Here is a 13,238-nt window from a genome sequence, read left to right on the forward strand (position 1 = left end):
CATCATTGTTGAGCCAAAGCCTGATCCGATGGTTGTACCGTTTCACTCCGTTCCGGTCGACGCGGAATGAACGAAACAACCCAGGAAACCAGAGAAGTCAGTACGCGGAAAATGCCCTTCACTGAAGAAGGCGCAAACTCCGCCAGATGGCGGTAGCCACGGAAGCCGAGCTTCAAAATATCCAGCAGACTTTCCAGCGGCTTATCTTCCGGGTAGCTGTCCTGCCAGAGCGCCCATGTATCCGCACGGGCAAACGTACACTGCACAAAATCGATATGTTGCTGGGTAGTGAGCGGCATCAATTGCAGCCCCACTTCGTTACCCATCACACGCGCAACCTGAGTCGGGAAGGCATACTCTTGCTGACCGCGTTTGAGTAACAGGCTTACTTTCTGTCCTTCCAGAATCTGCGCCTGACCGTTGATCTTGATCCCCAGGCCGCCGTCAGAGAAGTCCTGAACGGTGCAGGAGAAAAGATGCCCATCTTCCCGGGCAATTGCCGCTGGCATGGTCATCTCAACACGATGCGAACGACGAACCTGTTTGCTTTCTACCGATACTGCTACTGCGCCGCCGAGAATAATCAGGTTGTAGAACACCCAAACCATACTAACGACCACGGTGAGCATTTCGGTCGGCGGGCCATAGAAGTAACGCCAGATGCCGACAGCAACACCGACCAGGTTGAGTAATACGAGGAAGATATACGGTCGCGAGATCACCCAGTCGACGTACTCTTCCTCCACCAAACCACCTTTGGCGGTGACGTTAAATTTGCCTTTGTGCGGGTTAATCAGCGCCACCAGCGTCGGCGGGGCGATATACCATGCCAGCACTGTTTCGTAGATTTCACTCCAGAACGAGTGGCGATATTTGCCCTGAATCTTCGAGTTAGTCAGGCTGGCGTGGATCATATGCGGCAGCACAAACAGGGCGATCATCAACGCAGGTGCGTAGATGATGTAGGCATGAAGCAGCAGGAACGCCAGCGGCGCAGTCAGGAAGATCAGCCGTGGAATGCCCGATAAGAAGTGGAACATAGCGTTGACGTAGCACAGCCGCTGGGCAAACTTCAGTCCTTTACCAGTAAGCGGGTTATCAAGACGGAAGATTTGCACCATCCCGCGCGCCCAACGGATACGCTGCCCAATGTGCGCCGAAAGGCTTTCAGTCGCCAGCCCCGCAGCCTGGGGAATACGCATATAAGCGGAAGTGTAGCCACGACGGTGTAAACGCAGAGAAGTATGTGCATCTTCAGTAACGGTTTCGACGGCGATGCCGCCAATCTCGTCCAACGGCTTACGACGAATCACTGCACAGGAACCGCAGAAGAAAGTGGCATCCCACATGTCATTACCGTCCTGCACCAGACCGTAGAACAGCGTGCCTTCGTTCGGCGTTTTACGAAAACGCCCCAGGTTGCGTTCGAACGGATCTGGCGAGAAGAAGTGGTGAGGCGTCTGCATCATCGCCAACTGCTTTTCTTTCAGGAACCAGCCCATGGTCATTTGCAGGAACGAGCGTGTGGGAACGTGGTCGCAGTCGAAAATCGACACGAACTCGCCTTTGGCATATTTCAGCGCATTGTTGATGTTGCCTGCTTTCGCATGTTCATGCGTCGTTCGGGCGATATATTTCACCCCAACGTTTTGCGCAAACTGGCGGAACTCTTCCCTGCCACCGTCATCAAGGATCCAGATGTTGAGTTTGTCTTTCGGCCAGTCGATACCCAGCGAGGCATAAATGGTGTTTTTCACCACGCTGAGATCTTCGTTGTAGGTTGGTACAAAGATATCCACCGACGGCCATTGCGACATGTCTTTCGGCAGTGGTACTGGCTGACGATTCAGCGGCCACACCACCTGGAAGTAGCCAAGCACCAGCACAATCCACGCATACGTTTCCGCAAATAGCAGGATTAAGCCACATACCAGACTGACCGGATCGTCCCAGTTCAGTGTGGAGGTGTAGCGCCACCAGATATAGCGACACGAGACAGTCAGCGACAGCACAATCAACATCAGCGCCGAGAAGCGCCCTGGCATACGCCGCACCATTAGCGCCACGCCCCACAGCAACATCAGGAAGATAAATTGCGACAACGGATTAAAAGGTTGAGTGACGCAAATCAGCGCCAGAATCAGCGAGAAAGTCACAATGACGCCAAGAATAAAACGCCGTGCTCCAGTGCTCAGATGGCCCAGTTCTTTTTTCTCATCAAGATGTTGCGTGTTCTGGCTGACACGCTCTGGCAGTTTGTCCATCCATTGATGGTAACGCTCACGGATATTCTGCAGGCCAGAAAATGCTCGCCAGCGTGGTTTTGGAGTCTCTCTGCGTGAAGCACCGATCAGCAACCAGCAAGTCTGAATGACATAGCGGACCGGATCCAACGGGCGAGGGCACGAAGCGTTGATATGTGGGTAAAGGTTTTTATGTTCTGCGCGGATACGCTGCCAGCGCGGGTGTTCAAGCGGAATGAACACCCAGGCCAGGATCAGCCAAAAGCAGCCAAGCGTCGCGCTGAAAGCCGATGCGCCGTGACGGCGGTAATCCCGATAACGCCCGATAAGACGCGCGTTGACCGGCGGGATAAGCAACCACCGGGTCAAGATACTCATGACGTGCTCCCGACTGGCGTTTTCAGCCCGGAATAGTTCAACAGGCACCAGTTTGCCAGCGTCAGAATTTCCTCCGCCGCCAGCGCATCACTGCGGTATTCACCTAGCGGCTGTTTCGCCGCCAGGCATTCAGCCATCGCTTCATCGCGATGAATCAACATTGGCAGTAACCGGCGCTGGCTTTGTAACCACAACTGGTAAATATCTTCCTGAACCTGGCTGCCAATGCGGAAATCATTAATCAATATATGCGCGCCAGCAGGCAGTGCTTGCTGATGCAGCCGAATATGGCAGTTGGCATCCACTTTGACGATTGCCAGCAAGTGATCGCACAGGCTCAGAATTTGATGCGTTATAGGCGAGGCGTCATGCGGTAAGTCAATCAAAATCCATTGATAACGCCCACTGGCCTGCAGTTGCTGTAGGCCTGTGCAAATTGCCCCCAACTGAGTTTGCCAGTGCTGGGGATTCTCTTGCTCTTCAATGGTTAACTGTCCAAAAGGCAGCAGATCGAGCTGCGAGGTATAGCGCATCCCGGCATCTCGCCAGTCCTGACCATCCAGTATGGCTCTGGCCCAGCCCTGACGATGGGTAAAATCAACGTTGAACGACAAGCGCAACAAATTGTCCGGGCAGGCATCAACAACCAGAACATTTTCTCCCAACATTTGCAATGACCAGGCCAACGCGGCGGTGATGGTTGTCGTACCCACACCTCCCCGAACCCCCTGCAATCCCAGTACGGCCATTCATTACTCCCCTACTTCTGTTGCGCAAACTCAGCCAACAATGGCCAGCGTTTTAACGCCGCTGCCAACTGCTCACGCTGAGAAATATCGGCATAATCGATATCAGGCAGTGAAAACGCCTGCTTTAACGCCAAAATATCATTCTGAAAGATATAGCCTATCGCGGGATCAGGCAGAGTATCCTGTTCGTTGTTATTCATTATGCTTAATCTCGATAAAATATACTCGCCACGCATCAGTCAATTCTAATCGACAGAATTTTGCCCGTATAATGCCAGACGGCAATACGCCATCCGTTCATTTTTTAACTTTCATGTATGCAACTAAAGAAAGTAAAAAACGAAAAGACTGATATCATAAGGCTTCCAGCCTGCTAAATTGATTCACATGCTAAATCTGATAAGTTTTAATTTCAATGGTAGGTTTATTTCTTAGCTTTCGCTAGTAAACTGATAATCAGACAAAATGGTGACTTGAGGGACATTGTGGACCCTGTATTCTCTATCGGTATCTCATCATTGTGGGATGAGTTGCGGCATATGCCAGCAGGCGGCGTCTGGTGGTTTAACGTCGATCGTCAAGAAGATGCTATCAGCCTTGTGAATCAAACGATAGCTTCTCAAGCTGAAACCGCGAAAGTCGCGGTCATTAGCATGGATGGCGATCCCGGAAAAACCTTCAAATTAGATGATTCTCACGGACCGGAAAAAATAAAATTATTTTCAATGCTAAATCATGAAAAGGGGCTATACTATTTGCCCCGTGATTTACAATGTTCTATTGATCCCGAAAATTATCTTTTTATTCTTGTTTGCGCCAATAACGCATGGCAAAACATTCCAACTGAGCGGCTTCGTTCATGGCTGGATAAAATGAACAAGTGGAGTAGATTATACCATTGTTCACTGCTGGTAATTAATCCAGGAAATAATAACGATAAACAATTTTCATTGTTGCTTGAAGAGTACCGTTCTCTTTTTGGCCTCGCCAGTTTGCGTTTTCAGGGCGAGCAACATCTGCTGGATATCGCCTTCTGGTGCAACGAAAAAGGGGTTAGCGCCCGTCAGCAACTCATCGTTCAGCAGCAAGAGGGGATCTGGACGTTAGTTCAGCGCGAAGAAGCGGAGATCCAACCACGCAGCGATGAAAAACGCATTCTTAGCAATATTGCTGTGCTGGAAGGCGCCCCCCCGCTATCAGAACACTGGCAACTGTTCGACAACAACGAAGCCCTGTTCAATGAAGCCCGTACCGCTCAGGCGGCAACGGTGGTGTTTTCTTTACAGCAAAATGCGCAAATTGAGCCACTGGCCCGCAGCATTCATACCCTGCGTCGCCAGCGCGGTAGTGCGATCAAAATCCTCGTACGGGAAAATATCGCCAGCCTGCGCGCCACGGATGAACGTTTGTTGTTGGCCTGCGGTGCGAATATGGTGATTCCGTGGAATGCTCCGCTCTCCCGTTGTCTGACGATGATTGAAAGCGTGCAAGGGCAGAAGTTCAGCCGCTATGTTCCGGAAGATATCGCGACCTTGCTGTCCATGACCCAACCACTGAAACTGCGCGGTTTTCAAAAGTGGGATGTGTTCTGTAACGCAGTAAATAATATGATGAACAACACGTTGCTGCCTGCACATGGTAAAGGGGTGCTGGTAGCACTGCGCCCGGTTCCTGGCATTCGTGTTGAGCAAGCCCTGACACTATGCCGTCCAAATCGCACTGGCGACATTATGACCGTTGGTGGCAATCGGCTGGTCCTGTTCCTCTCATTCTGCCGGATCAACGATCTGGATACTGCGTTGAATCACATTTTCCCGTTGCCTACCGGCGATATTTTCTCTAACCGTATGGTCTGGTTTGAAGATGACCAAATCAGCGCCGAGCTGGTGCAAATGCGTCTGCTGGCCCCGGAACAGTGGGGGGTGCCACTGCCTTTAACTCAGGCCTCCATGCCGGTAATCAATGCCGAGCATGATGGGCGTAACTGGCGACGAATACCGGAACCGCTGCGACTGTTGAGTGATCCTGTGGAGCATTCTTCATGATGACCATCAGCGATATCATTGAAATCATTGTCGTTTGTGCGCTTGTTTTTTTCCCGCTGGGCTATCTGGCGCGCCATTCCCTACGGCGCATTCGTGACACCCTGCGTTTGTTATTTGCGAAACCTCGTTATGTAAAACCGACCGGTACGTTACGCCGTGCAGAAAAAGCCAGGGCTACCAAAAAATGACTCAATTTACCCAAAATACCACTATGCCTTCTTCCCTCTGGCAATACTGGCGCGGCCTTTCTGGCTGGAACTTTTATTTTCTGGTTAAGTTCGGCCTGTTGTGGGCGGGCTACCTTAACTTCCATCCGCTACTCAATCTGGTGTTTGCCGCATTCTTGCTAATGCCGATTCCGCGCTACAGCCTGCATCGCCTGCGCCACTGGATCGCCCTGCCGATCGGCTTTGCCCTCTTCTGGCATGATACCTGGCTACCTGGCCCGGAAAGTATTATGAGTCAGGGGTCACAGGTGGCAGGCTTTAGTACCGATTATTTAATCGACCTGGTCACGCGCTTTATTAACTGGCAGATGATTGGTGCTGTCTTTGTTTTGCTAGTGGCCTGGTTATTCCTTTCGCAATGGATTCGCATCACCGTTTTTGTGGTCGCCATTCTGGTGTGGCTGAACGTACTTACGCTGGCTGGCCCAAGTTTCTCCCTGTGGCCAGCCGGTCAACCGACTACCACGGTAACAACGACGGGCGGTAACGCAGCGGCAACTGTCGCGGCAACCGGTGGCACGCCAGTAGTTGGAGATATGCCAGCGCAAACTGCACCGCCGACAACCGCAAACCTCAATGCCTGGCTGAACAATTTCTATAACGCCGAGGCGAAACGTAAATCGGCCTTCCCATCCGCGCTGCCAGCGGATGCGCAACCATTTGAGCTTCTGGTGATTAATATCTGCTCGCTTTCATGGTCGGATATTGAAGCTGCCGGATTAATGTCACATCCGTTGTGGTCGCATTTCGATATTGAGTTCAAGAATTTTAACTCTGCAACCTCATACAGCGGTCCGGCGGCGATTCGTCTGCTGCGCGCCAGCTGCGGCCAGCCATCGCACACCAATCTGTATCAACCGGCAAATAATGACTGCTATCTGTTCGATAACTTGTCAAAACTGGGCTTTACCCAGCACCTGATGATGGGACATAACGGCCAGTTTGGCGGCTTCCTGAAAGAAGTTCGCGAAAATGGCGGTATGCAAACGGAGTTAATGGATCAAACAAATCTTCCCGTCATTTTGCTGGGCTTTGATGGCTCACCGGTTTATGACGATACCGCCGTGCTTAATCGCTGGCTGGACGTTACCGAAAAAGATAAAAACACTCGTAGCGCTACGTTCTACAACACGCTTCCACTGCATGATGGCAACCATTATCCGGGAGTCAGCAAAACAGCAGACTACAAAGCGCGGGCGCAGAAATTCTTTGATGAACTGGATGCGTTCTTTACCGAGCTGGAGAAATCTGGCCGTAAAGTGATGGTGGTCGTAGTGCCGGAACACGGTGGCGCGTTGAAAGGTGACAGAATGCAAGTGTCTGGTTTGCGTGATATTCCTAGTCCGGCAATCACTGATGTACCGGTTGGCGTGAAATTCTTCGGCATGAAAACACCACATCAGAGCGCGCCAATTGTCATCGACCAACCAAGCAGCTTCCTGGCAATCTCTGATTTGGTGGTTCGCGTTCTCGATGGCAAGATTTTCACCGAAGACAATGTTGACTGGAAAAAACTCACCAGTGGATTACCGCAGACGGCGCCTGTTTCCGAGAACTCGAATGCGGTGGTCATTCAATATCAAAATAAACCGTATGTTCGCCTGAACGGTGGCGACTGGGTGCCTTATCCGCAGTAATTACGAAAAAGGCCGCAGAGTTTCACCCCTGCGGCCTGGTCCGGGCGCAAATTGCCATTACGGCAGCCTGACGCCCGCATGGCATGTTACTTCCGCTTATTCAGCCAGCTCACGATCAGGCTGGCGAGAATGCCAGCAATGGCCGGAGCCGCTAAATCATGCCAGAAGGCCATGCTCAACTCTGCGAGCGTCATATAGCCGCCTCTGTTGTAATGACAACGTTTCGCGGCTATTCTTGAGTGGTCTAGGTTCAAGATTAGCCCCCGTGATGTTGTCAGGTGCATACCTGCAACGTGCGGGGGTTTTCTCTCTCCAGCAACCAATGCCACCAGGGATAAAGCCCCCGCAACATTGCGCCTCACCGGGATCCTCCCGGCTTGCCGCTGATTCTATGATTGCTTTTTACCGTCAGCACCCGGCAATCTTCCTCATTGCGTGATGCCTTCCAGCTTAATTTCTTTGTTTACAATAGTTGCAGTTAATATCCGGGCTGACTCCAGACTGGTAGTGAAATGCGCAATTTTGTAGAATTGCGCCTCCTCGCGTTCTCCCCAGTGAATCTGTTGTCTCATTCGTTACACACTGCGTATTCAACTTCTCTACCAGTTGCGCAAGAGAAGCTGGGGTTATTCATTTTTACGAGGCTGACTTCTTTCTGGACAGGACTTTATGCAGCACAACACACAACCATTACACGATCACAAATTGCCGTTTACGCGCTACGACTTCGGCTGGGTTTTATTATGCATAGGAATGGCGATTGGTGCCGGAACCGTACTGATGCCGGTACAAATTGGCCTGAAGGGAATTTGGGTATTTATTACCGCTGCAATCATTGCTTATCCAGCTACCTGGATAGTGCAGGACATTTATTTAAAGACACTTTCAGAAAGTGATTCCTGTAATGACTATACAGATATTATCAGTCATTACCTGGGCAAAAACTGGGGAATTTTCCTCGGAGTTATCTACTTTTTGATGATTATCCACGGGATTTTTATCTACTCTCTCTCCGTGGTTTTCGACAGCGCCTCATACCTGAAAACCTTCGGTTTAACCGATGCCGATCTTTCACAATCTCTACTTTATAAAGTCGCTATTTTCGCCGTACTGGTTGCGATTGCGTCTGGCGGTGAAAGGTTGCTGTTTAAGATCTCTGGGCCAATGGTGGTGGTCAAAGTAGGGATTATTGTCGTGTTCGGTTTTGCGATGATCCCACACTGGAATTTCGCCAATATAGCCGCCTTCCCACAAGCCTCCGTATTTTTTCGCGACGTCCTGCTCACCATTCCATTTTGTTTCTTTTCTGCGGTATTTATTCAGGTGCTTAACCCGATGAATATTGCCTATCGTAAACGGGAAACGGATAAAGTACTGGCAACTCGGCTCGCGCTGCGTACCCACCGGATTAGCTATATCACGCTCATCGCGGTGATCCTGTTTTTTGCCTTTTCGTTTACCTTTTCGATAAGCCATGAAGAGGCGGTTTCTGCCTTTGAGCAAAATATCTCGGCACTGGCACTGGCCGCGCAGGTGATCCCCGGACATATCATTCATATCACCTCTACGGTGTTGAATATCTTTGCCGTACTGACCGCTTTCTTTGGCATTTACCTCGGTTTCCACGAGGCCATTAAAGGCATTATTCTCAATCTGTTAAGCCGAATTATTGATATCCAGAAAATTAACTCGCGCATGCTGACTTTGGCAATTTGCGCTTTTATCGTCATTACGTTGACGATTTGGGTTTCGTTTCGTGTATCGGTGCTGGTGTTCTTTCAGTTGGGAAGCCCGTTGTATGGCATTGTGTCGTGCCTGATTCCGTTTTTCCTGATCTCTAAAGTTTCACAACTGAAAAAACTACGCGGGCTAAAAACATGGCTTATCCTGTTTTATGGCATTTTGCTGTGCTTGTCGCCACTGTTGAAGCTGATTGAGTAAACCGGAGCGCATAGCCCCGGTTTTGTAAGTTAACGCTGCGGATTTTCATCCTGATCAACAGCAAAGCAGGCCACCAGTTGCCCGCCATAGTCTTTTAGCTGCGGCTGCAACTGGGTACAGGGGCCGAAGCGTCGACGACAGCGGGCGTTGAACGCGCAGCCCGGCGGTGGATTCAGCGGGCTTGGCAGTTCGCCGGTGAGTTTGATGCGCTCGCGTCGATCGTCCGGATTCAGGCGCGGCGTCGCAGAGAGCAGTGCCTGAGTATACGGATGACGCGGGTTATTGAAGATTTGGTCCTTCGTCCCCTTCTCCACACAGCGGCCCAGATACATCACCATCACTTCATCGGCAATGTGCTCAACCACTGACAGGTCGTGCGAGATAAAGACATAAGAAAGCCCCAGTTCCTGCTGCAAATCCATCATCAGATTCAGCACCTGCGCACGCACTGAGACGTCCAGCGCGGAAACCGGTTCGTCGGCAATCACCACATCTGGGTCGAGCATCAGACCACGGGCGATGGCGATACGCTGACGCTGACCGCCGGAGAACATATGAGGATAGCGATCGTAGTGCTCGGTTTTCAGGCCGACTTTCGCCATCATCGACAGGGCTTTTTCCCGACGCTGTTCTTTATTTAGGCTGGTATTTATCAGCAACGGCTCTTCGAGAATTTGCCCAACTTTTTTACGCGGATTCAGCGAGCCATAGGGGTTCTGGAAGACGATCTGGATTTTCTGCCGACGCAGCTTCTGCGCCTGCGGGTCGTGCTTGAGCAGATCCTGTCCCTGGTAATACAGCTCACCGCCGGTCGGCGTTTCAATCATCGTCAGCAATCGACCAAGCGTCGATTTACCGCAGCCGGATTCACCTACCACCGCCAGCGTTTTGCCACGTTCAAGAGTAAACGAAACGCCATCCAGCGCTTTTACCAGACGTTCCGGCGCAAACATGCCTTTCTTCACCGGATAATGTTTTTTCAGGTCGATAGCCTGCAACAATGGTTGTTGCGAGGTGGCCTCTTGCGTACTCATAGTGTGGGCCTCCCGGCATCATCAAGTGGGTAGTGGCATTTGGACTGACGCCCGTCAGCGAGCATATTCAGCGCCGGTTCTTCAGCGCGGCATTTGTCAGTGGCGTAGGGGCAGCGCGGGTTAAGCAGACAACCGTTCGGGCGATCGTACTTGCCGGGAACGACGCCAGGCAACGATGCCAGACGTTCTTTGTCCTGGGCAAATTCCGGCAGCGCACGCAGCAATGCCTGAGTATACGGATGACGCGGCGCACGGAAGATAGCGTGAGCATCGCCCGTTTCCACCACCTGGCCTGCATACATCACGATAATTTTATGTGCCGCTTCCGCCACCAGCGCCAGGTCATGAGTGATCAACACCAGCGCCATGTTCTCTTTCTGCTGCAATTCCAGCAGCAGTTCGATGATTTGCGCCTGAATGGTCACGTCCAGCGCGGTGGTCGGTTCATCGGCAATCAGCAGTTTTGGCCGACAGGCAATCGCCATCGCGATCATCACGCGCTGGCTCATGCCGCCAGAAAGCTGATGCGGGTAAACATCCAGACGCGACGCCGGATCGGGAATGCCGACCTGATTCAGCAGGTCAATCGCCCGCTGACGGCGAGTACTTTTATTACCGCCCTGATGCACCTTAATCGCTTCCATAATCTGGAAACCAACGGTGTAGCACGGGTTAAGACTGGTCATCGGGTCCTGGAAGATCATCGCCACTTCGGCACCCACCAGATTGCGGCGCTCTTTTTCCGAGATACGCTGCAAATCCTGGCCGTTAAACTCCAGCTTTTCCGCCATTACGCGGCCCGGATAATCAATCAGCCCCATAATCGCCAGTGAACTGACCGATTTACCGGAGCCTGACTCTCCCACAATCCCAACCACTTCGCCCTGTTTCACGCTGTAGCTAATGCGGTCTACGGCGCGGAATGGTGCGCTTTCGTCGCCGAAATGCACCGATAATTTATTTATATTTAATAACGCCATCTCGAACCTCTTACTGCTTCAGTTTGGGATCGAGCGCGTCACGCAGACCGTCACCCATCAGGTTAAATGCCAGCACCGTCAGCAGGATCGCCAGCCCCGGGAAGGTCACGACCCACCAGGCGCTTTGCGCGAACTGCAACACGTCGGAGAGCATGGTGCCCCACTCCGGCGTTGGCGGCTGCGCCCCCATGCCAAGGAAGCCAAGGGCGGCCATATCGAGAATGGCGTTAGAAAAACCGAGCGACGCCTGGACAATCAGCGGCGCAAGGCAGTTGGGAAGAATATTGATAAACATCTGGCGCAACGCCCCGGCTCCCGCCACGCGGGAAGCGGTCACGTAGTCGCGATTCACTTCCACCAGCACGGCGGCGCGAGTTAAGCGGACATAGTGCGGCAAGGCAACGAAGGTCAGCGCCAGCGCAGCGTTACCAATCGACGGACCGAAGATAGCCACCAGCACCAACGCCAGCAGCAGGCTTGGCAGTGCCAGCATGATATCGACCACGCGCATGATGATGTTATCGACCAGGCCGCCAAAGTAACCGGCGATCAAGCCGAGAATAACGCCCATAATCAGCGACAACACCACCACCAGACAGCCGACCAGCAGCGATAAGCGCGCGCCGTACATCAGGCGCGACAGCACATCACGCCCTACGTCATCGGTGCCCAGCAAATGCGCCATGCTGCCGCCTTCCTGCCAGGCTGGCGGGGCGAGCAGTGCATCGCGGAACTGTTCCGCCGGGTTATACGGCGCAATCCAGTTGGCAAAGATCGCAATAAACAGCACGATGACGACGTAAACCAGTCCGACAACCGCGCCTTTGTTGCGTTTAAAATAGTGCCAGAACTCCTGTAACGGGGTCATCGGCACTGGTGCGCTAATCACTTTATTTTCAGTAATCTGTGACATGATGTCCCCTTACTTCTTATGACGAATACGCGGGTTCACCACGCCGTACAGCAGATCGACCAGCAGGTTGACGAGGATAATCATCGTCGCCACCAGCAATACGCCGCCCTGCACCACCGGATAATCGCGGCGTTGCAGCGCGTCAATCAACCAGCGCCCCAGACCGGGCCACGAGAAGATGGTTTCGGTCAGGATCGCCCCCGCCAGCAGCGTCCCTACCTGCAGGCCAATAACGGTCACCACCGGCAGCATCGCGTTACGCAGCGCATGGACGATAATCACCCTAAGGCGGGTCAGACCTTTGGCGCGCGCAGTGCGAATGTAGTCTTCACCCAGCACTTCCAGCATCGAGGAGCGCGTCATACGAACGATAACCGCCAGCGGAATTGTGCCCAGCACCATCGCTGGTAAGATCATATGCGCGACGGCGTCGATAAAGTTGCCGTCTTCACCCCAGATGGCAGTGTCGATCAGCATAAAACCGGTTAACGGATTGGAATCATCGAGGAACACCATGTCGCTCACACGACCGGAGACGGGCGTCAGGTTCCAGTACACCGAAACCAGCATGATCAGCATCATGCCCCACCAGAAGATAGGCATTGAGTAGCCGGTCAACGCCAGGCCAACTGCCGTGTGATCGAAAATAGAACCACGTTTAACCGCCGCCAGCACACCAACCGGAATGCCAACCGCGGTCGCAAAAATCATCGCGCAGACGCCAAGTTCCAGCGTTGCCTGGAAGCGCGGCACGAACTCCTCCCATACCGGAATTCGGCTTTTCATCGAAATGCCTAAATCGCCGTGCATAACGCCCCAAATATAGTGGAGGTACTGCTGCCACATCGGTTTATCTAAGCCGAGTTCAGCCAGCAGTTGTGCGTGACGCTCTGGGGAGATCCCACGTTCACCCGCCATGATCATCACCGGATCGCCCGGGATCATGTGGACAAAGGCAAATGTGAGAAGGGTAATACCGATAAACGTGGGGATGACGAGTCCCAAACGTCGGAGAATAAACTGCAACATAACCCGGATTCTCTGTAGTGACTCGCAGCCTGGAACTGCGTGTCTGTATTGCTCACAAATCA

The 13,238-nt window shown here is 52.4% G+C and carries 12 protein-coding genes; 4 read left to right on the forward strand and 8 right to left on the reverse strand.

Annotation, left to right across the window (positions count from 1 at the left end):
* Positions 1–2: 2 nt before the first annotated feature.
* From bcsA to bcsR, 3 genes are read right to left on the reverse strand one after another with little or no spacing between them, the layout of a single operon-like run.
* The gene (gene bcsA, locus H9644_RS17495) at positions 3–2,621 is read right to left on the reverse strand and encodes a UDP-forming cellulose synthase catalytic subunit (RefSeq protein WP_191775664.1); all 2,619 of its coding nucleotides are present in this window, start codon (positions 2,619–2,621) and stop codon (positions 3–5) included.
* The gene (gene bcsQ / locus H9644_RS17500; protein ID WP_064527808.1) at positions 2,618–3,370 is read right to left on the reverse strand and encodes a cellulose biosynthesis protein BcsQ; all 753 of its coding nucleotides are present in this window, start codon (positions 3,368–3,370) and stop codon (positions 2,618–2,620) included. The genes bcsA and bcsQ overlap by 4 nt, the downstream gene beginning before the upstream one ends.
* 11 nt (positions 3,371–3,381) lie before the next feature.
* On the reverse strand, positions 3,382–3,570 hold the full coding sequence (gene bcsR, locus H9644_RS17505; RefSeq protein WP_064527810.1) for a cellulose biosynthesis protein BcsR: 189 nt from the start codon (positions 3,568–3,570) through the stop codon (positions 3,382–3,384).
* A gap of 273 nt (positions 3,571–3,843) precedes the next feature.
* Here bcsR and bcsE point away from each other — a divergent pair, with 273 nt between their 5' ends.
* Genes bcsE through bcsG form a run of 3 tightly spaced genes read left to right on the forward strand, consistent with a single transcriptional unit; the run spans position 3,844 to position 7,279 of the window.
* Positions 3,844–5,415, forward strand: a complete 1,572-nt coding sequence (gene bcsE, locus H9644_RS17510; protein ID WP_191775665.1) for a cellulose biosynthesis c-di-GMP-binding protein BcsE — start codon at positions 3,844–3,846, stop codon at positions 5,413–5,415.
* The gene (gene bcsF / locus H9644_RS17515) at positions 5,412–5,603 is read left to right on the forward strand and encodes a cellulose biosynthesis protein BcsF (RefSeq protein ID WP_064527814.1); all 192 of its coding nucleotides are present in this window, start codon (positions 5,412–5,414) and stop codon (positions 5,601–5,603) included. Before bcsE ends, bcsF begins: the two co-directional genes overlap by 4 nt.
* On the forward strand, positions 5,600–7,279 hold the full coding sequence (gene bcsG, locus H9644_RS17520) for a cellulose biosynthesis protein BcsG (RefSeq protein ID WP_191775667.1): 1,680 nt from the start codon (positions 5,600–5,602) through the stop codon (positions 7,277–7,279). Before bcsF ends, bcsG begins: the two co-directional genes overlap by 4 nt.
* Positions 7,280–7,365: 86 nt before the next feature.
* Here bcsG and H9644_RS17525 read toward each other — a convergent pair whose 3' ends face one another.
* Positions 7,366–7,473, reverse strand: coding sequence for a type I toxin-antitoxin system toxin Ldr family protein (locus H9644_RS17525; RefSeq protein ID WP_074399495.1), 108 nt, complete (start codon positions 7,471–7,473; stop codon positions 7,366–7,368).
* Positions 7,474–7,948: 475 nt separating this feature from the next.
* On the opposite strand from H9644_RS17525, the gene H9644_RS17530 reads away from it, so the two are divergent.
* Positions 7,949–9,220 carry an aromatic amino acid transport family protein gene (locus H9644_RS17530; protein WP_064527820.1) on the forward strand — a complete coding sequence of 424 codons (1,272 nt, stop codon included), beginning with the start codon at positions 7,949–7,951 and terminating at the stop codon, positions 9,218–9,220.
* Between the two features lie 29 nt (positions 9,221–9,249).
* Here the strand turns inward: H9644_RS17530 and dppF are convergent, their stop codons facing one another.
* Genes dppF through dppB form a run of 4 tightly spaced genes read right to left on the reverse strand, consistent with a single transcriptional unit; the run spans position 9,250 to position 13,176 of the window.
* The gene (gene dppF / locus H9644_RS17535; RefSeq protein WP_105289477.1) at positions 9,250–10,254 is read right to left on the reverse strand and encodes a dipeptide ABC transporter ATP-binding subunit DppF; all 1,005 of its coding nucleotides are present in this window, start codon (positions 10,252–10,254) and stop codon (positions 9,250–9,252) included.
* Positions 10,251–11,234 (reverse strand): dipeptide ABC transporter ATP-binding protein, encoded by a 984-nt coding sequence (dppD, locus tag H9644_RS17540; protein WP_064527824.1) that lies wholly within the window; start codon positions 11,232–11,234, stop codon positions 10,251–10,253. Before dppD ends, dppF begins: the two co-directional genes overlap by 4 nt.
* A 10-nt stretch (positions 11,235–11,244) precedes the next feature.
* Positions 11,245–12,147, reverse strand: a complete 903-nt coding sequence (gene dppC / locus H9644_RS17545; RefSeq protein ID WP_064527826.1) for a dipeptide ABC transporter permease DppC — start codon at positions 12,145–12,147, stop codon at positions 11,245–11,247.
* A gap of 9 nt (positions 12,148–12,156) precedes the next feature.
* Positions 12,157–13,176: a dipeptide ABC transporter permease DppB gene (dppB, locus tag H9644_RS17550; protein WP_191775670.1), complete on the reverse strand. Its 1,020-nt coding sequence runs from the start codon at positions 13,174–13,176 to the stop codon at positions 12,157–12,159.
* Between the last annotated feature and the right edge of the window lie 62 nt (positions 13,177–13,238).

The sequence above is a fragment of the Escherichia whittamii genome (assembly GCF_014836715.1).
In the GTDB taxonomy this organism is placed as follows: domain Bacteria; phylum Pseudomonadota; class Gammaproteobacteria; order Enterobacterales; family Enterobacteriaceae; genus Escherichia; species Escherichia whittamii.